Annotated in this window: 20 protein-coding genes; 14 read left to right on the forward strand and 6 right to left on the reverse strand. The window is 57.5% G+C overall.

Annotated features, from left to right (window positions below; translation table 11 throughout):
- Nucleotide 1: 1 nt before the first annotated feature.
- Genes IE151_RS05125 through phnF form a run of 4 tightly spaced genes read right to left on the reverse strand, consistent with a single transcriptional unit; the run spans nt 2 to nt 5,228 of the window.
- Complete coding sequence (locus IE151_RS05125) at nt 2-562, reverse strand: ActR/PrrA/RegA family redox response regulator transcription factor (RefSeq protein ID WP_189488580.1); 561 nt, start codon at nt 560-562, stop codon at nt 2-4.
- A 46-nt stretch (nt 563-608) separates the two neighbouring features.
- Nucleotides 609-1,931 (reverse strand): ActS/PrrB/RegB family redox-sensitive histidine kinase, encoded by a 1,323-nt coding sequence (locus tag IE151_RS05130; protein ID WP_189488590.1) that lies wholly within the window; start codon nt 1,929-1,931, stop codon nt 609-611.
- 42 nt (nt 1,932-1,973) lie between these two features.
- Nucleotides 1,974-4,430 (reverse strand): ATP-dependent helicase HrpB, encoded by a 2,457-nt coding sequence (gene hrpB, locus IE151_RS05135; protein ID WP_189489045.1) that lies wholly within the window; start codon nt 4,428-4,430, stop codon nt 1,974-1,976.
- 18 nt (nt 4,431-4,448) lie between these two features.
- Nucleotides 4,449-5,228, reverse strand: coding sequence for a phosphonate metabolism transcriptional regulator PhnF (gene phnF, locus IE151_RS05140; protein WP_189488592.1), 780 nt, complete (start codon nt 5,226-5,228; stop codon nt 4,449-4,451).
- Nucleotides 5,229-5,305: 77 nt separating this feature from the next.
- Here phnF and phnG point away from each other — a divergent pair, with 77 nt between their 5' ends.
- The 14 genes from phnG (at nt 5,306) to phnN (ending at nt 17,775) form a co-directional block, all read left to right on the forward strand.
- The gene (gene phnG / locus IE151_RS05145) at nt 5,306-5,758 is read left to right on the forward strand and encodes a phosphonate C-P lyase system protein PhnG (RefSeq protein WP_189488594.1); all 453 of its coding nucleotides are present in this window, start codon (nt 5,306-5,308) and stop codon (nt 5,756-5,758) included.
- The gene (gene phnH, locus IE151_RS05150) at nt 5,758-6,372 is read left to right on the forward strand and encodes a phosphonate C-P lyase system protein PhnH (protein WP_189488596.1); all 615 of its coding nucleotides are present in this window, start codon (nt 5,758-5,760) and stop codon (nt 6,370-6,372) included. Before phnG ends, phnH begins: the two co-directional genes overlap by 1 nt.
- A gap of 3 nt (nt 6,373-6,375) precedes the next feature.
- Nucleotides 6,376-7,473 carry a carbon-phosphorus lyase complex subunit gene (locus tag IE151_RS05155; RefSeq protein WP_189488598.1) on the forward strand — a complete coding sequence of 366 codons (1,098 nt, stop codon included), beginning with the start codon at nt 6,376-6,378 and terminating at the stop codon, nt 7,471-7,473.
- 142 nt (nt 7,474-7,615) lie between these two features.
- The gene (locus IE151_RS05160) at nt 7,616-8,506 is read left to right on the forward strand and encodes an alpha-D-ribose 1-methylphosphonate 5-phosphate C-P-lyase PhnJ (RefSeq protein WP_189488600.1); all 891 of its coding nucleotides are present in this window, start codon (nt 7,616-7,618) and stop codon (nt 8,504-8,506) included.
- Between the two features lie 9 nt (nt 8,507-8,515).
- Nucleotides 8,516-9,292, forward strand: a complete 777-nt coding sequence (gene phnK, locus IE151_RS05165; RefSeq protein ID WP_382344882.1) for a phosphonate C-P lyase system protein PhnK — start codon at nt 8,516-8,518, stop codon at nt 9,290-9,292.
- A gap of 4 nt (nt 9,293-9,296) precedes the next feature.
- Entirely contained in the window at nt 9,297-10,034 is a 738-nt protein-coding gene (phnL, locus tag IE151_RS05170) for a phosphonate C-P lyase system protein PhnL (RefSeq protein WP_244636618.1), read from the forward strand.
- Nucleotides 10,031-10,648: a DapH/DapD/GlmU-related protein gene (locus tag IE151_RS05175; RefSeq protein WP_189488607.1), complete on the forward strand. Its 618-nt coding sequence runs from the start codon at nt 10,031-10,033 to the stop codon at nt 10,646-10,648. The genes phnL and IE151_RS05175 overlap by 4 nt, the downstream gene beginning before the upstream one ends.
- A 255-nt stretch (nt 10,649-10,903) precedes the next feature.
- On the forward strand, nt 10,904-11,752 hold the full coding sequence (gene phnC / locus IE151_RS05180; RefSeq protein WP_189488609.1) for a phosphonate ABC transporter ATP-binding protein: 849 nt from the start codon (nt 10,904-10,906) through the stop codon (nt 11,750-11,752).
- Nucleotides 11,753-11,839: 87 nt separating this feature from the next.
- Entirely contained in the window at nt 11,840-12,745 is a 906-nt protein-coding gene (gene phnD / locus IE151_RS05185) for a phosphonate ABC transporter substrate-binding protein (RefSeq protein ID WP_189488611.1), read from the forward strand.
- 66 nt (nt 12,746-12,811) lie between these two features.
- Nucleotides 12,812-13,789, forward strand: a complete 978-nt coding sequence (gene phnE / locus IE151_RS05190) for a phosphonate ABC transporter, permease protein PhnE (protein WP_189488613.1) — start codon at nt 12,812-12,814, stop codon at nt 13,787-13,789.
- Nucleotides 13,789-15,141: a phosphonate ABC transporter, permease protein PhnE gene (phnE, locus tag IE151_RS05195; RefSeq protein WP_189488615.1), complete on the forward strand. Its 1,353-nt coding sequence runs from the start codon at nt 13,789-13,791 to the stop codon at nt 15,139-15,141. Before phnE (IE151_RS05190) ends, phnE (IE151_RS05195) begins: the two co-directional genes overlap by 1 nt.
- 156 nt (nt 15,142-15,297) lie before the next feature.
- A complete protein-coding gene (locus IE151_RS05200) occupies nt 15,298-16,005 on the forward strand; it encodes a DUF1045 domain-containing protein (RefSeq protein ID WP_189488617.1) in 708 nt (235 codons plus the stop codon).
- Nucleotide 16,006: 1 nt separating this feature from the next.
- Entirely contained in the window at nt 16,007-17,146 is a 1,140-nt protein-coding gene (locus tag IE151_RS05205; protein WP_189488619.1) for an alpha-D-ribose 1-methylphosphonate 5-triphosphate diphosphatase, read from the forward strand.
- A complete protein-coding gene (gene phnN / locus IE151_RS05210) occupies nt 17,143-17,775 on the forward strand; it encodes a phosphonate metabolism protein/1,5-bisphosphokinase (PRPP-forming) PhnN (protein ID WP_189488621.1) in 633 nt (210 codons plus the stop codon). The genes IE151_RS05205 and phnN overlap by 4 nt, the downstream gene beginning before the upstream one ends.
- A 59-nt stretch (nt 17,776-17,834) precedes the next feature.
- Here the strand turns inward: phnN and bfr are convergent, their stop codons facing one another.
- Nucleotides 17,835-18,320, reverse strand: a complete 486-nt coding sequence (gene bfr / locus IE151_RS05215) for a bacterioferritin (RefSeq protein ID WP_189488623.1) — start codon at nt 18,318-18,320, stop codon at nt 17,835-17,837.
- Complete coding sequence (locus IE151_RS05220; RefSeq protein ID WP_189488625.1) at nt 18,286-18,594, reverse strand: (2Fe-2S)-binding protein; 309 nt, start codon at nt 18,592-18,594, stop codon at nt 18,286-18,288. Before IE151_RS05220 ends, bfr begins: the two co-directional genes overlap by 35 nt.
- Between the last annotated feature and the right edge of the window lie 485 nt (nt 18,595-19,079).

A 19,079-nucleotide genomic window follows, 5' to 3' on the forward strand; every position in this document is an offset into this window, starting at 1 on the left:
GCTATCTCGGCGCGCGCTTGGCCAGTATCCGCTGCAATGTGCGGCGATGCATGTTGAGCCGACGTGCTGTCTCGGAAACGTTACGTTCGCACATCTCATAGACTCGTTGAATATGTTCCCAACGGACGCGGTCAGCAGACATCGGGTTCTCCGGCGGCGAAGCCGTATCGTCGGCACTCCCTATCAGAGCCTTGTAAACCTCATCCGCATCGGCAGGCTTCGACAGGTAGTCGATTGCGCCTAGTTTGACGGCCGTCACCGCTGTAGCAATATTGCCGTAACCGGTCAGGATGATCGCGCGACAGTCTTCGCGCTTCTCGTGGATCGCCTTCACGACGTCCAGGCCGTTTCCGTCGCCGAGCCGCATATCGACAACTGCATAAGCCGGTGCGCCAGCTTTTATCTTGGCAAGCGCTTCGGCGACATTTTCCGCAACCGAAACCGTGAAGCCGCGGCTTTCCATAGCGCGTGCCAAGCGCGAGGAGAACGGCTTGTCATCCTCGACGATCAGCAGGGTAGGATCTCTGCCGAGACCGCCTGTTTCAAGCTCTTCGTCGGTCATGTCTGCATCCATAGTCATAATCTTGTCGCTCTCATCATAAGACGGTTCATGCCCGGGTGCCAACTGGAGTATTTCCCTGCGGTTCCGGCTCAACGAACAGGTGACGCGGCCAGACGATCGATACGACGGCTCCGATGCCAGGTTCCAGGCTGTTGCCGAACGTGAGGGTGGCGCCTGAGCGCTCCAGAAGCGTCTTGGCGATGAAGAGACCCAGGCCAAGGCCTCCGCCCATCTCGTCGCCTTCACGTGTACTCATATAGGGTTCGCCAATGCGATCGAGAATATCGAGCGTGAAGCCCCGACCGTCGTCGCTGATTTCGATGCGGACGGTCTGCGCGTTCCATCCCCAGCGAATGAAGACTTTTTCGGAGGCGAAATCGACGGCGTTCTCGACGAGATTGCCGAGGCCGTAGAGAACACCCGCATTGCGTTTGGCGACAGGTTCTGGCCCATCGATGACGCCTTCGCGTTTGATGATGCGGATGCCGAAGTCCCGATGCGGGGCGCTGACCTCTTCAAGCATCGATGTGAGGGGGAGATGTGCGAGATGTGCTTCGCCTTCGCTGGAAAGACTGGTCAGTCGCTTGAGGATTTCACGGCAACGCTCGCTTTGCGATCGAAGCAATGCAACATCCTCGCCGTAACGCTCATCCTCTCCCAGTGCCCTCTGCATCTCCTTTGCAACCAGCGAGATCGTCGCCAGCGGAGTGCCGAGTTCGTGGGCCGCGGCTGCGGCAAGGCCATCCAGTGCGGAAAGGTGCTGCTCCCGTTGCAAGATGATTTCCGTGGCGGCAAGGGCATTGGCAAGAAGTCGGGATTCCTGTGCCACGCGCCATGAATAAACGGCGGTGAATACGATAGTGGAAACCACCGCCACCCAGATGCCTGCAATATAGAGCAGAGGAATAAGGATGGGTTCGCCCTGCCACGGCAACGGATAATGATAGGTACTGAGCGCGGTTGTCAGCCCAATGACGAAAATGCCCAGAGTGATCGTCATGCGCAACGGTAAGGAAGCTGCCGAAATAACGACCGGCACGACGAGCAGCACCGAGAACGGGTTGGTCAGTCCGCCGGTCAGATAAAGAAGCGCAGCCAGCTGCAGCGCATCGAAGGTCATCAATGCGAACGCCGTCAATGGCGTTAGTCGGTGTGAAGCCGGGTAATGATAAATCAGGAAGAGATTGAGCGCTGCCAAAATCCCGATGAGCCCGAGGCAAAGGGCAACCGGCATCGGGAAGTTCAGCCAGAAGGCGACGAAGAGAACGGCTGCAGTCTGGCCGATAATGGCAAGCCAGCGCAGCCGGATCAGCGTGTTGACACGTAAACGTTGACTTTGCTGAGGATCGGGTGTGCGAGCTTCCTGCATGATGCGTCCCTTATGCGCCTGAACCTGCAATTGTAAAAGTGTCTATTTGACGCGGGGCTTTGCCTTGGCTGTCGCTTGCGCTTCTGCCGGATTTTCTGGCCAGACATGCTTGGGATAACGCCCGCGCATGTCGGCCCGAACGTCCATCCAGGAGCCGTTCCAGAAGCCCGGGAGGTCGCGTGTTTTCTGCAGAGGCCGATGGGCTGGCGAAAGAAGCTCCAACGTTAAGGGTACGCGGGTGGCGCCAACGGTCGGGTGATTGTTCAACCCGAACAGTTCCTGCACACGGACGGCCAGCACGACTTCGCCGTTCTCATAGCGCAGTGGCAGGCTGTTGCCCGTTGGCGCTCTGAAATGCGTGGGGGCCAGCCGGTCGATATTTTGCGCTATTTCAAAAGGCACGCGGTAACGCAAGCCGTTGCAGAGCTGATCTTGGCTAAGCGCGCCAAGACTCGTATCGCCTTTCAGGAAGGGGAGAAACCAATCGTCCAGTGTTGCGAGCAGTTCCTTTTCCGCCATGTCGGGCCACGGCGCCCCCAATGTTTCATGCAGCCATGTCAAACGCTCAAGCAGGGACTGTGCCATTTGGCCGAAGGGAAGAATGGCGATGCCTTCCTGACGGACGACATCGATCAGTGCGCGATCGGCCTCGTCGCCCTTCTCTACTGGCAGCATACGCTCGGCGAGGATGATTGCGCCAAGACGCTCGACGGTGCGTCGGCGCAGGGCTTTGCGCTCGCGGTCGTAGAAGCCCTCATCCCGGCGTTCGATCATGTGTCCGAGCAAGCTACGCACATCGAATTCCGAAAGTTCGGCGGCGGCGGTGATGCGTGCGCCTTGCGCCTTGCCCTGCATGTCAGCGATTGCCAGCCATTCAGAGCCTGCCAGCGCGTCATTCTCGTCGAGCACCGCACCGCGTCCGTTGGCGAGTACATAGCGTCCGCGCCCGCCGCGGTTACGTGCGACGCGTTCAGGATAGGCGAGGAGCAGAAGCGCGGCAACGGAAAGATCGGTGCGCAGGGCGCTCTGCGGCAGGGATGAGGCGATGCGCCTGGCGAGAGCACGTGCGCTTTCCGCACGAGGACCTTTTTCCATTTCGAACCGACGGAAGCGGTGCTCGATATCGGCAGATGTGCCGCCAAGACCGCGCTCCGTCAGCATCACCGCAAGACGTGCAGCTTTGCCCGCCTGACCGTGTTCGGTAGCAGTTGCGACCATGTTGGCGAGACCGACCGGCAGGGCAAGCGTGCGTATGAGCTTGCCCTTTTCGGTCAGGCGTCCGCCTGCGTCGGTTGCCCCGAGCGCGATCAACGTCTTGCGCGCTTCGGAAAGTGCAGGCGTCGGCGGTTCATCGAGAAAGGAAAGCGTCGACAGATCGGTGATGCCGAAGGCAGCGGCGTCCAGCAACAATCCGGTCAGGTCGGCTTCGAGGATTTCGGGAGGCGCGAAAGCGGGCAGGGAATTCGTCAGTTCCGAGCGCCAGAGCCGTATCGCGATGCCTTCCTGGGTGCGACCGGCGCGGCCTGCACGTTGATCGGCAGATGCCCGCGATACGCGCAACGTCTCCAGTCGCGTCAGGCCGGTGGCTGGCTCGTATTTCGGCAACCGCGCCAATCCGGAGTCGATCACTATGCGCACGCCATCAATGGTAATCGCGCTTTCGGCAATGGAGGTTGCCAGCACCACCTTGCGCCGGCCTGCGGGGGGTGGCTGGATCGCTGCATCCTGCGACTTGCCGTCGAGCTGGCCAAAGAGCGGAACCAGATCAACGCTCGGTAGCAGATTTCCGGTCAATCGTTCCATGCAACGTTCTATTTCACGTTGACCGGGCAGAAAGGCGAGGATGCTCCCCTCCTCTTCTGCAAGAACGCTCCGAATGGCAGATGCCATTGCATCCTCGATTTTTGTCGCCGCATCCCTGTTACGATAGCGAATTTCGACTGGATAGGCGCGGCCTTGGCTTTCAATTATAGGTGCGCCGTCCAATAATTGCGCCACACGTGCGCCGTCCAGCGTTGCCGACATGACCAGGAGCCGGAGATCTGGCCGCAGCGCGCCGCGGACATCCAGCGTGAGGGCCAGCCCAAAATCAGCATCGAGCGACCGTTCGTGGAACTCGTCAAAAACGACACACGCAATGCCTGCCAGTTCGGGATCATCGAGGACCATGCGGGCGAAGACGCCCTCGGTAACGACCAGAATTCCGGTCTTTGCAGATTGGCGGCTATCGAGACGCATCGCGTAGCCGACGGTCTCCCCGACCTTTTCGCCAAGCAGGCTTGCCATGCGCCGTGCCGCCGCACGCGCCGCCAGTCGACGCGGCTCCAGCACGATGATCTTGCCATTCCCGCGCCAACGCTGTTGCAGGAGATGCAAGGGAACCAATGTCGTCTTGCCGGCACCAGGCGGCGCCACCAGTACTGCACATCCCTTATGTTCGAGAACATGGGTAAGATCGCCGAGAACGGCAGTGACGGGGAGGGCGGGTAAGGAGACGATGGTATGCATAAGGATCGTTTACAACGCTTCCAGTTTTTCTTCAGGAGAAACTGACAATTCGACGCGATCGGCTACGAACCGGGTGATGGAAAACTGAATTGGTTTGCCACTAGCATCGATATTGATGGCCTTAGTCACGAGTACGATTGCTCCCGGTGCCAAACTAAGGAGACGGCATTCGATTTCGTCAGCGTGCCGCGCGGATATCGTGGTCGAGCGCCGCGTGTAATCTTCGACCCCAAAATGCGCGAGGCTTGCCGTAATCGAACCGGTCTTTTCGTAGATTTTACCGATACCCTCAAAACGCCTCGAGTCGAACCAACTGGTAGCGGAGGATAGCGGCAGGCCGTCCGCTAAGCTTACGCTTTTCAGCTTGACGACCGGGCTTTTCGGATCAAGCGCCAGCATGGTGGCGACGATTTCAGATGCAACTTCGGTCAGGCAATCAACCATGCGACCACTTGTGCTGCGTGCTTGACCGTCAATGCCGCGTGAAAACCGCGTACGCTTGCTGATGGGATAGACGATGCGCTCTTTGTTCTGGATGAAAGTTCCGCGCCCTTGTTCCGCACGTAGTACTCCTTCCTGAACGAGCGCTGCAATTGCGCTGCGAACTGTATGGCGGTTGACGCCGAACCGCTCTGCCAAATCCGTTTCCGGCGGCAGTCTTTCTCCATTGCCGAGCACGCCCTCGCGAATGCCCTGGCGGATACCGTCGGCAATCTGCCGCCAAAGCGCAACTCCGCCCTGTTTACGTAAACGCGTCGACGCCACCGCAGGTTTTTCGTCTGCTGTCATGTTTCGGTCATCCCACCTTGCTATACCAATTTGTATAGATGTCTACACATATAGACAAATAACGCAAGTGGTGAGAAATGGACAAGCAACATTCTCCTGCCAGACGGCGCATCATGGCCGTTCTGGCGCAAGCTTCAAGTAGTCGTCTGGTGGAGCTTTACGATTTTGCCGGGCTACCGTCCGAAGCTTTAGATATTCGGGCACCCGAAACCGGTCTCGTGACAGTCCGTGGGCGTATGGGCGGTGGCGGCGGCGCGTTCAATGTGGGCGAGATAACCGTTACAAGGGCCTCCTTGCGCAGCGCCGATGGCGTGGTCGGACATTCTTACTGCCTTGGCACCGATCGTAAGAAGGCTCGCATCGCGGCCTTGGTCGACGCACACTGGCAGAACCCGGATAGACGCGACCTGGTTGAGCAGGTCATCATTGCTCCGCTTGAAGCCGAGCAGCAACAGCTTGATGAGAAACGTATTGGGGAGACAGCTGCCACCCGCGTCGACTTCTTCACCATGGTTCGGGGAGAAGACTGATGCAGACGAGAGCATCCGAACAGACGATTGAAGGCGGATTGGTCGACCCCGTCATGGAACTGCAGGCAGGCTTCCGTGCCATCATGGGTGCCATGGCGCAACCTGGCACGGTTCATCGGTCCGACACGTCGGCTAAACCGCCGCTCCCACTGACACCTCTCGCCGCCCTCGCAGCGCTCACACTTTGCGATTACGACACGACGCTCTGGCTCGACGCTGACCTGGACACGCAGGTCGTACGTGCCTGGCTTGGCTTCCACTGCGGCACATCCATCGTTGATGACAAGGCGCTCGCCGATTTCGTGCTCACAGGTGATGCAATGCAACTTTCCGATCTTGCGGCATTTGCTCCAGGCGAGCAGGAATTTCCGGATCGTTCCGCCACCCTTATCGTGCAGGTGCCGTCGCTCTCCGGCGGTCAGCATCTGCGCCTCAATGGACCTGGCATAAGAACATTCTCCACCGCCTCCCCAAAAGGCTTGCCCGAGAACTTCGTCGCCCAGTGGGAAGGCAACAATGCACGCTTTCCGCTGGGTGTCGATCTGATCCTCTGCGGGCCGGAAGGCTTTTTATCCATCCCGCGCACGACGCGCATCAATCTTCTGGAGGTGTGAGCCATGTATGTCGCTGTCAAGGGCGGTGAAGCCGCCATCCAGAATGCGCATCGTCTGTTGGCCGACCGCCGCCGCGGTGACCGCAACCTGCCTGCGCTCCAGTTATCGCAGATCGTTGAACAGCTTGCGTTGGGCGTCGATCGCGTCATGGCTGAAGGTTCGCTTTATGACCGGGATCTTGCCGCTCTTGCGCTGCTTCAGGCGCGTGGCGACATGATCGAGGCAATTTTCCTCGTCCGCGCATATCGCACGACTTTGCCACGCTTCGGCTATTCGAAGCCGGTCGATACCGCCGCCATGCTGGTCGAGCGCCGTGTCTCGGCAACCTACAAGGATTTGCCGGGCGGACAGGTGCTGGGGCCGACTTTTGATTACACGCACCGTCTGCTCGATCCTGAACTGGCAAGGGGGGCAGAGGTTGATGCGCCTCTCCGTAAGACGGAAGGGCACGCCGAACCGATGGCGCGTGTCTCTGACCTCCTGGCGCGCGAAGGTCTGATAGAGGCGGACGGTGATGCGAGCTCGGACGAACCGGTAGACGTTACCCGTAGCTCCCCGGAATATCCTATGGCGCGCGAGGCAAGGTTGCAGACGCTGGCGCGTGGCGATGAAGGATTTCTTCTGGCGCTTGCCTACTCGACACAGCGTGGCTTCGGCCGTTCGCATCCCTTCGTTGGCGAAGTGCGTATCGGCGAGGTGGAACTGGAACTGGACGTGCCGGAACTCGATTTTTCCCTCCCGCTTGGCCGCATTCGCCTCACCGAATGCCAGATGGTCAATCAGTTTAAGGGGTCGGCCAGCCAGCCGCCGCAGTTCACTCGCGGCTACGGCCTTGTCTTTGGCCAATCGGAACGCAAGGCCATGGCCATGGCCCTATGTGACCGCGCGCTACGCACGGAAGAATTCGCCGAAGATGTGACGGCTCCCGCGCAAGATCAGGAATTTGTCCTGTCGCATTGCGACAACGTGCAGGCGACCGGCTTCGTGGAGCATCTCAAGCTGCCGCATTACGTGGATTTCCAGGCAGAACTCGATTTGGTGCGGCGCCTGCGTCAAGAGGCGAAAGCCAAGGCGCAAGGCCTGCAGGAGGCAGCCGAATGAAGCCTTATTTCCCGTTGCGCGAAGCGTTTCGTTCTCCAAGCCAATATGACAGCCAGACACCGAAGCCCGCCACCACGGCGATCAGAATGGCAATGAAAAATCCGAATTCCATAGAATTATCCCCGAATCGGAGGTCAAACGCATGAGCCTGCAAGATGTTTCCTCCCAAAGCGAAATTGCAGCCTATAATTTTGCCTATCTGGATGAGCAGACTAAGCGGATGATCCGCCGCGCCATTCTCAAGGCAATAGCTATTCCCGGTTATCAGGTGCCGTTTGCCAGTCGCGAAATGCCAATGCCCTATGGCTGGGGCACAGGCGGTGTTCAGGTCACGGCTTCGATCATCGGTCCGGATGATCGGCTCAAGGTCATCGATCAGGGGGCGGACGACACAACGAACGCCGTTTCCATCCGGGCCTTCTTCCAGAAGGTCGCGAACGTGGCGGTGACCACGCACACGGCGGACGCCACTATCATCCAGACCCGTCACCGCATACCGGAATACCCGCTCTCGGAGGGCCAGGTTCTGGTTTATCAGGTGCCGATTCCGGAGCCGTTACGTTTTCTTGAGCCGCGTGAAACCGAGACGCGCAAGATGCATGCGCTGGAAGAGTATGGGCTCATGCATGTGAAGCTTTATGAGGATATTGCTCGTCATGGCCGCATCGCCACGACCTATGCCTACCCGGTAAAGGTCGAGGGACGCTATGTGATGGATCCATCGCCTATCCCCAAATTTGATAATCCGAAGATGCATATGTCTCCCGCCTTGCAGCTATTCGGAGCCGGTCGCGAAAAGCGCATCTACGCACTGCCACCCTACACTCGCGTGGAGAGCCTCGACTTTGAGGATCATCCCTTCGAGATCCAGACTTTCGAGGAGCCTTGCGCCCTCTGTGCCGCCAAAGGCGTCTATCTCGACGAGGTGGTTCTAAACGACCGTGGCGGACGCATGTTTGTCTGCTCGGACACCGACTTCTGCGAAGACCGTAGAGCGAACGGACACACCGGCCATCTGGCAGGAAAGGTTTGAGCCATGACCATACATGACGACGTTTTGCTGAGCGTTGAGGGACTGACCAAGCTCTATGGCAATCGCAAGGGCTGCGAGGATATCTCCTTCGAACTCTATCCGGGCGAGGTGCTGGCCGTTGTGGGCGAATCCGGTTCGGGCAAATCGACCCTCCTGAATTGCCTCTCGACGGCGATCCTTCCAAATTCGGGTTCGGTTACATATCGGATGCGCGATGGATCGAGGCGCAACATTTACGCGATGAGCGAAGCGGAACGGCGGTTGCTGATGCGCACGGATTGGGGGTTCGTGCATCAGAATCCGGCCGATGGACTGCGCATGTCGGTTTCAGCAGGCGCCAATGTAGGTGAGCGGCTGATGGCTGTGGGCGACCGCCATTATGGCAATATCCGCTCCAGCGCCATTGACTGGCTTGGCCGGGTGGAAATTGCGGCTGACCGGGTGGACGATCAGCCGCGCGCTTTTTCCGGTGGCATGCGCCAGCGCTTGCAGATCGCACGGAATCTGGTCACCGCTCCGCGCCTCATTTTCATGGACGAGCCGACGGGGGGGCTGGACGTCTCCGTGCAGGCGAGGCTGCTTGATCTCCTGCGGGGTCTGGTCACTGATCTTGGCTTGGCCGCCGTAGTCGTTACGCACGATCTCGCGGTCGCCCGTCTTCTGTCGCAGCGCATGATCGTCATGAAGAACGGGCGCATTATCGAGCACGGTCTGACGGATCGTGTTCTGGATGATCCGCGCGCGCCATACACCCAGCTTCTCGTTTCCTCGATTCTGCAGGTCTGACGTCATGGTTTCCCTTTATACGCCCTCCCTTCCAGCGGCCCGTCCGCTGATCGTTACCGGCCTCGACAAGAGCTTCGTCATGCATTTGCGCGATGGTATTGAGCTGCCCGTCGTGCGTAACGTCGAGTTCTTCCTTGAGGCGGGGAAGCTTGCAGTGCTTGGCGGTCCTTCAGGGGCAGGAAAGAGCTCGGTCCTGAAGATGATCTACGGTAATTACGCGGTCGATGCCGGAAATATTGTCGTGGCCCATCGCGGCGCTGCCGTTGATCTGGCAACTGCGAGTCCGCGTACCGTTCTCGACGTGCGCAATTATACAATGGGCTATGTGAGTCAGTTCTTGCGCGTTGTTCCGCGGGTCTCCGCGCTCGATGTCGTGGCCGATCCACTGGTAGGACGCGGTATGGAACGCAAGGAGGCGAGGCAGCGGGCTGAGAAGATGCTTCGTCGGCTTAATGTACCTGAACGGCTGTGGCACCTGCCGCCTGCGACCTTCTCCGGAGGGGAGCAGCAGCGGGTCAATATCGCTCGTGGCTTCATTACAGATCATCCGATCCTGCTTCTCGACGAACCGACCGCATCGCTCGACGCGACCAATGCGGCCGCGGTCGTTGAACTGATAGCCGAGAAGAAAGCCCGCGGCGTTGCTATGCTTGGTATTTTTCACGATGCGGAAACGCGCAAACAGGTGGCCGATAGCGTCATCGACGTCACACGTTTTGCACCCGGGAAAACGGCGGAATGAGCAAGCTTTCTATAAGCCCCTCCGTCCACGAGACGGCCCGCATAGTGGATTCGAGACTCGGGATCTATACAGCGGTCGGCGAACGCACACGTATTACCGAAAGCATACTGGGTGACTATTCCTATATTACCGAAGACGGCATGGTCTGGGGTGCCACGATCGGCAAGTTCTGCAATATCGCTGCCAATGTCCGTATTAACGCGACCAATCACCCCGTTGAACGCGCGACACTGCATCATTTCACCTATCGGGCGTCCGATTACTGGGACGATGCCGAACACGAGAATGATTTTTTCGCGGCTCGTCGCGCTCGTCGCGTCATTGTCGGTCACGATACATGGCTCGGTCACGGCTCCACCATCCTGCCGGGTGTGACGATCGGCAATGGAGCGGTCGTAGGGGCAGGTGCTGTCGTCTCTCGCGACGTTGAACCCTATACTATTGTCGGCGGCGTCCCGGCGAGACCGATCCGGCGACGCTTCAATCCAGAGATTGCTGTGCGCTATGAGGCGCTAGCCTGGTGGGACTGGAGCCACGCCCGGTTGCGAGCCGCGCTTGACGATTTTCGCACTCTCTCAGCAGAACGCTTTCTTGATAAGTATGAGAAAAATTAGCCGGCGAATTTATATGTGGAGTGCGGTGCCCGGACCGGCAGAGCCGGGCGCCGCACTGTTTAGTGACATGTCGCCGTGAAATAGCCGGAGAGACGAAAATTTCTTTTGTGAACAATTCCGGAGAAACCCTGCGAATCGTGCCTGGATCGTTAGCCGTTACAGAACTGACACAACTCTGACACAGCAACTTCATGCAACTTCGGTAGTCAGCCTCGGAAATTGACCTTGTGGTCTTTGCCAACAAGAGGATCGCACATGCTGGAAATTCGCAATGTCACGCGCCGATTTGGCGAGAATATTGCGGTTAACGCCGTCAGTCTGAGCATCCCACAGGGGCAGATGGTTGGCATTATCGGCCGTTCCGGTGCTGGTAAATCGACACTGCTGCGTATGATCAATCGTCTGGCGGACACAAGCGAGGGCGGCATTCATTTCGGCGATCGCGCAGTGTCTTCCTTGCGTGGTGCCCGGCTTCGTAGCTGGCAGCGCGACTGTGCCATGATCTTTCAGCAGTTTAATCTGGTACCTCGTCTCGACGTTCTGACCAATGTCATGCTCGGTCGTCTCAATCACCGTTCGCAAATTCTCAGCCTGCTCAGCATTTTTTCCGATGAAGAACGTATGATGGCTATGGCCGCACTCGAACGTCTTGGCATCGAGAAGACTGCACTGCAGCCGGCTGGCACTCTGTCCGGTGGTCAGCAGCAGCGTGTGGCAATTGCCCGTGCCCTCATGCAGCAGCCGCGCATGTTGCTCGCTGACGAGCCGATCGCATCGCTGGATCCGCTTAACGCGAAGATTGTCATGGACGCGCTGAAGGACATCAACCAGCGCGACGGCATCACCGTCATAACCAATTTGCATACGCTCGATACCGCCCGGACCTATTGCGAGCGGATCATAGGCATGTCGAAGGGTTCTGTCGTGTTCGACGGGCCTCCCGTCGATCTAACGCTGGATGCTGTTCGCGAAATCTATGGCGGTGAGAGCAACGATATCGATGAGAGCATGACCTCGACCTCGATCAACATACCAGCAAACAAGCTCGCTTCGGGAGCTACGCCATCCGTCGAACCGCAGCTCGTGGCACCAGCCGGAGCATGAGGATTCGCCAAGATCGTTCGCCCGCGTAAAGGGCAGGTACTCAACTAGGTGTCTTCCGGCATGGCCGGATCAACAGGGGATGAAACAATGTTGAAGAAAGCTCTTCTTGCTGCCGTCGCCATGAGCGTCGTCGCAGGTTCGGCCATGGCTCAGGACGTCAAGGTTCTGCGCATCGGCCTTGACGGCTCGGAGAACGCGGCTGACATGATCCGCAATACTGAATGTGTGGTTCCTGGCCTCAAGGCTGCGACCGGCGTTGAAGACGTCCAGATTTTCCCATCGCCTAACTATAACGGCGTTATCCAGGGTCTGCTCGGCGGCACCATTGATATCGCGTCCATGGGTGCGTCCTCATACGCTGCAATTGAATTGCAGAAGCCAGGTGCGGTCGATCCGATCCTGACCTACACGCAGAGTGACGGCTCCAGCGGTTACTACTCTATCATGGTTGCTCGCAAGGACTCCGGCATCAAGACGCTTGCCGACGCCAAGGGCAAGAAGATCGGCTTTGCAGATCCAGATTCCACATCGGGCTTTCTGGTTCCTAACGTCGCTCTTCCAAAGGAAATCGGCGTCTCGGTCAAGGAATACTTCTCTGAAGAAGGATTTGGCGGCGGCCATGAAAACCTCGTTCTCGCCGTTCTCGATGGCAAGTTCGACGTCGGCACCACTTTCGGTTCGGGTGTTGGCTCCTGGGCAGAAGGCTACTCGTCCGGCAATCTTCACCAGATGATAAACAAGGGTAATCTTGATGCCGACGACATCGTCGAAGTCTGGAAGTCGCCTTTGATCCCGAACGGTCCGCTGATGGTCAGCAATACGCTTCCACAGGACATCCGCGACAAGATCGAAGAGTATTTCTTCAACCTGCCGACGACAGACAAGGAGTGCTTCATCTCCTACACCGGCGGCGACAACAAGGATTACCTGAAGGTCGACAAGTCTTTCTATCAGACGATCATCGACGCTCGTAAGTCCGTTATCGGTAGCTAATCAGCTCAGGCAGCCTTGCAGCGGCACCGGAAACGGTGCCGCTCGTTCATTCGGGAAAGGTTCGGCATGGCGCAGTCCGGTCAAAGCAGCTTTGCGGGGCTTGGTCCCTCGGCGTCACTCATGATGCAGCATTATCAGCAGCAACTGCTGGTTCGCCGCATCTATACGGTTCTCGCGTTGATCATCTTCGCCATTCTTCTCGTGGCCTCGATGAACTTCGCCAACAATGCCAACTCCGGAAAATTTTTCGAGCGCCTTCCATACACGTTCGACTTCCTGCGCAATTTCGTTCCGGACAGTCCGCTGGAAATCCTCCGCGCCATGTTCGACCTGCCGTCTCCTTATGCGGATGGCTCGCTGAAATATAATTATACGTCCGAACGCATTTACATAACCGAAACGCTTTATGTTCCGCATTTCATTTATCAGCTTGTTATCACCATCAACATTGCTCTCATCGCCACAATCATCGGAACGGCCATCGCCTTCGTACTCTGCTTCTTTGCTTCAACCAATCTTGTCGGTTCTGGGGCCGTACGCTGGTTCACACGCCGCACGATGGAAGTCATGCGCGCTTTTCCTGAGATCGTCGTTGCAGGCTTGTTGACCGCGATTCTGTCAATCGGTCCTATCGCCGCTATCATAGCCATCACCGTCCACACGATCGGCGCGCTCGGAAAATTGTTCTTCGAGGTTGTCGAGAATGCCGACATGAAACCGGAAGAAGGTTTGCGCGCGACAGGGGCGACGTGGCTCGAACGTGTGCGTTTCGCCATAGTGCCGCAGGTTCTGCCGAATTTCGTGTCCTATGCACTGCTGAGAGCGGAGATCAATGTCCGGGCTTCCACCATCATCGGTGCAGTCGGTGGCGGAGGTATCGGCGAGGTGTTTCGGCTTGCCATCGGTCGCGACCATGCGGCAAAGACGTATGCCATTATTATCCTGTTGCTCATCAGCATTATCGTCATCGATCAGTTCTCGGCCTGGCTGCGTCGTCGGCTCACTGGCGAACATGCCTTCGCATTCGGTAAGGGAGCAGTCTGATGCCGTCCGTCCCGCAGATCAGCGCGAGCGAGCGCGAACGTATTCTCGACACCTATCCAGCCATCTTCCACCGCAGCTTCATGCAGCGCTACGGCCTTTTCGTAGGTGCGGGTGTTATTCTGGCCTATCTCATCGTCTGTTTTTTCGCGTTTAACATTGGTCCGGCCTTCATGCAGGGGCGCTGGGATCGTGCATCAGTCTACCTCCAGGACTGGTATTCATGGCGTGCTCAACCTCGTCTTCGCTTTGAGGATGATGGCACGGTACGTGCACAATGGTCGACGCGTGGCCAATATCCGGCTGATGCGGATATCGACTGGCTTCAGCCAACGCAGAGCGGGGGATACTCGGTTTCGTACGGCAGCCAGAACGATCGACTTGAGGTCACGCCGAGTAAGGTGGATGTCTATGTCGGCGGCGATCTGTACACCGTCAATATTTCCCAGGATGCTGCTGCCGCTCCGACTGATGCGCCGGCGGCGATCATCCAGGACGGCAACAAGGTCGTTGTGGATTACGGATTTGAGGGCAGCGCCGAAATCCGGACAAATCAAGTCTTCGTCCAGCGGCGTTTCATGGGATGGGCGAACTTCTTCTTCGACACGCGCTCGCCGTTTTGGGGAAGGAGCTGGGGCGAACTTGGCGCGCTTGCCTTTGCTGGCGAACGCATCGATCCTGAGCGCAGCAACATCGGCTACATGAAGGACGAGTTCCTAGGCAATACCGTCTGGCAGCACGCCGACATTTTCTCCAAGCTGATGCAGACGCTTGTCATGGCCTTTGTCGGCACGTTGTTTGCCACACTCGTCGCATTGCCTCTCGCCTTCATCGCGGCCCGCAATATTACGCAGAGCCGACCCGCCAACTGGTTCATGAAGCGCAGCTTCGATTTCCTGCGCTCCATCGACATGCTTATCTGGGCGCTGTTCTTCACCCGTGGCTTTGGGCCAGGTCCTATCCCTGGCATAGCGGCCATCTTTTTCACGGATACGGGTGCGCTTGGCAAGGTTTATGCGGAAGCGCTGGAAAATGTGGATGACAAGCAGCGCGAAGGCGTCAAGTCTGTGGGTGCAAGCACAGTCAACGTCAACCGCTTTGGCGTGCTGCCGCAAGTTCTGCCGGTCTTTGTCTCGCAATCACTGTACTTCTGGGAATCGAACACGCGTTCGGCCACGATTATTGGTGCCGTCGGCGCCGGTGGTATCGGTCTCAAGCTCCTTGAGGCCATGGGGACCAATGCGGACTGGGATAAGGTCGCCTATATGGTTCTGCTGATCTTGATGGTCGTGTTCCTATTCGACAACATCTCCAATGCGATCCGCTCGCGCCTCATCGGTCGAAACCACCATTGAAGGTCAAGGCGCGTAAATGTCGTGAAACATTGTTTCACAGTCGTCATTCTGTCATTCAAACCAGCTAGCAAGCTGGTTTGAATTTTGATTGATTCGACGGTTTGCAGGCGAACCGTAAAGGCGAGGCTGGAGAGCGTCGCATCTGGAGATTCGGAAATGCGCTACGCCATTTACTTCACGCCATCACGGGATCATATATTGACGGCGCTGGCCGAGGAATGGCTGGGACGCAGCGCATTTACCGGGGCTTTGACGCCGCCTGCCTCCAGCGGTGCACTCTCGGCAGTCGAAGTTGCTTTTCACACGGCCTCCGCACGCCGTTACGGTTTTCATGCAACGCTTAAGGCGCCGTTTCGTCTTGCTGCCAACGAAAGCGAAGCCGCGCTCGATGCGGCGTTGTCGCGTTTCGTTGCAACGCAATCTCCGTTCTCCATACCCAAGCTTGTTCTGGGTGATCTCGACGGTTTTTTTGCACTCGTCCCTTCTGAACCGTGTGCGGCGCTGAACACCTTGGCCGGTGAAGTCGTCAGCCATTTCGAGCCATTCCGCGCTCCACTGACGGAAGTAGAAATCGAACGCCGTAATCCCGACGGCCTCAGTCAACTTGAGTGCCGCAATCTGATGCAGTGGGGCTATCCCTACGTCTTCGAAGCGTTCCGCTTTCACATGACGCTGAGCGGCCGCGCCGATACGGCTATCAAGCCAAAACTGCGTGCGGCGCTCGAGAGCCATTTCAACATGGTATTGAACAAGCCGCTCGAAATCGCGGGCCTCGCGCTTTTCGTCGAGCCTGAACCTGGCGCGCCATTCCATATCCAATCCTACTACGCGCTGGGACAGCAAGAAAAAAGAAAGTTTGCCTGAAATGAAGACCGAAACCGTATTGACCAACGCCCGCATCGTCTTGCCGGATGAGGAAATCAACGGCACGCTGGTGATCCGTAACGGTCTGATCGCCGAGATCGATACTGGCTCGCCCCGGAACGGTGAAGACATGCACGGCGAGTATATCATCCCTGGCCTTGTCGAGCTTCATACCGACCATCTCGAAAGCCATTACACGCCACGCCCCAAGGTTCGCTGGAACCCGCTTGCTGCCGTGCAGGCACATGATGCACAGATTGCTACTGCCGGCATCACGACCGTGTGCGACGCGCTGCGTATCGGCGTGGATCGCGACAGCGATATTCAGCACGAAGAGATACGCATGCTTGGCAATGCGATCGAGGACGGTGTTCGCGCCAATCGTCTGCGCGCCGATCACTTCCTGCACCTGCGCTGCGAAGTCTCTACAGATAACTGCCTGGAGGGTTTTCGCCTGTTCGAAAACGACTCACGCGTGCGCCTTGCATCCTTAATGGATCATGCGCCGGGTCAGCGCCAATTCGCCAGCCTTGACGCCTATGCGGTATATTACAAAGGCAAGCTGAAGATGACGGATCAGCAGTTCGAGGACTTCTGCAAGCGCCGGGTTGAGGAGTCGGGGCTTTACTCCGACAAAAATCGTAAGGCAATCGCGGAACTGGCGAAGACGAAAGGCTTTGTTCTCGCCAGCCATGATGATGCGACCATTGCCCATGTTGATGAAGCTATTTCGCAGGGCATCGCGGTCGCTGAATTTCCGACCACGCTGGAGGCGGCGAAAGCCTCACACATGGCCGGCATGGGCGTCCTCATGGGAGCACCAAATGTCGTTCGAGGGGGATCCCACTCGGGCAACATCGCGGCACGTGAACTGGCCGAAGAAGGGACGCTTGATATCCTCTCATCGGACTATATCCCTTTCAGCATGATCCAGGCGGCTTTTTATCTCGGCGAAGTGGTTGATGGTGTCGATCTGCCAAAAGCCATCCGTATGGTCACTAAAAACCCTGCTGAAGCCATCCGTCTCAATGACCGCGGCGCAATCGAGGTCGGCCGCCGCGCCGACCTGGTGCGGGTGCGGGTCGATGACCACGTTCCGGTCGTACGCACCGTCTGGCGCGAAGGAGACCGTGTCGCATGACCAGCCCCGTTCTCCACACGCCGTTTGATGAACGTCGTCTCACCGTCGAGGATCAGGGCGGCAAGGGTGTCTTCATTGCCGTTGTCGGACCTAGTGGCGCTGGCAAGGACACTGTCATTGACTACGCACGCGAACGGTTTTCCAAGGAAAGCGTTCTTTTCGCTCGTCGCATAATCACCCGCCCGGCAACGGCTCCGGGAGAAGATCACGAGGCGCTTAGCGTAGAAGCTTTCTGTGCAGCCAGGGAGACAGGGGCATTTGCTCTTTCTTGGGAAGCGCATGGTCTCCATTACGGTCTTCCGACCGAACTCGACAGCGCGATTGCGCAGGGCAGTGTAGTGATTGCGAACTTGTCGCGTGCCGTAATCCCGGCGCTACGTGATCGCTACCGTACAGTCGTCGTCGTGGAAATCACGGCACAGCCTGAAATTCTCGTACAGCGCCTGGCAAACCGGGGACGGGAAACGGCGGATGATGTCGCGGCGCGCATGTCCCGTAGCAAGGCGGTCTCTGCAGGGGAGAGGGTCGTCTCAATCGATAATAGCGGGAGTGTCGAGCAAGCAGGCGATAAATTTGTTGCCATTATTCGTCGCGCGCTTGCTGCCAGCGATCTTGGTCAGCTCATCTAGTCGATAGTCAGGAGAATGATGGCGGCGGTTTCCACCGCCATCATTCTCATGCAATGTTACTACTCGGCCGCGTCGGCGCTGTCAGCGTTCAACTGACCGTATTTTTCTTCGCCAATCTTGTCGAGCAGTTCCAGTTGCGTTTCGAGGAAGTCGATATGGCCTTCTTCGTCAGCCAGAAGCTCTTCGAACAGGTTCTTGGTGACGTAGTCGCCAATTTCCTCGCAGATTTCGCGCGACTTCTTATAGGAGGTGCGGGCATCGTGTTCGCCCGCAAGATCGCTTTCCAGAACCTCGCGAACGTTCTGACCGATGCGCAGTGGCGCAACAGACTGCAGATTCGGATGGCCTTCGAGGAAAATGATGCGTTCGATCAGTTTGTCGGCGTGCTGCATTTCCTCGATGGATTCGGCACGTTCTTTCTTGGCAAGCTTCGTATAGCCCCAGTCGTCGAGGAGGCGGTAATGCAACCAGTACTGATTGACGGCACCAAGCTCCAGGAAGAGCGCTTCGTTAAGCCGCTCTATGACCCGTGGATCGCCTTTCATTGAATTTTCTCCCGAATTCGTCGCGCAATTGTCTCACCCGGTCGAGATAGCAGATTATCTCGGCCGACTGCTCCGCGTCGCGATGATATTGTTCCGTGACCCGGATGATTGTTTCGACCACATTTGGGAAACAACCGCAACAACGACCACGCTTTTTCATGGCGTGATAGACCTTGGCGGGCACGATAAGCTGCCAGGGATCCTGGTTGAGCAGATCGATGATCGTATCCTCAACCTCTTTCTGGGTGATGAGGTTGCATTGGCAAACAAGCATTCACACACGTCCTCAGTTGGCGACCCTTCCACCCTCGGGAGCGGGGTATGGAAGAGCTTACGGCTTACTGAACCGACGGGCGGAAGAAACGCCCCGTCAGTCTGGCCGTCTGGGTTACGGGCGCGACACCGTAAGCCAGACGGTAGTTCGCAAACGCGCCCTCTCTGGAGGAGAATGGTTGGCCTGTTTTAGGAAATGTGAGACAGCGGCACGAGCTGGAAGGGCAACATGTGACATGTTGCTGCGCAAATGCGCAAAGCTTGTGCGGCACGTCCTTCAATCATTCCGGTTCAAGGCCAAGACATCAAAGGATACGCTTGCGAGCGTGGGGACATTAAAATGCCCCTTGCAGCAGAAAGTCAATCCGACTCTCCAGCCAGGAAGTCAAAAAACGTAATAAATCAGAACCTTAGAATTATTCTAAACTGCAACACTCAGGATTTGCGTTGAATAATTCTGAGCGCGCTTTGTACAATTTGATAGAG

The organism is Limoniibacter endophyticus (assembly GCF_014652835.1).
GTDB lineage: Bacteria > Pseudomonadota > Alphaproteobacteria > Rhizobiales > Rhizobiaceae > Limoniibacter > Limoniibacter endophyticus.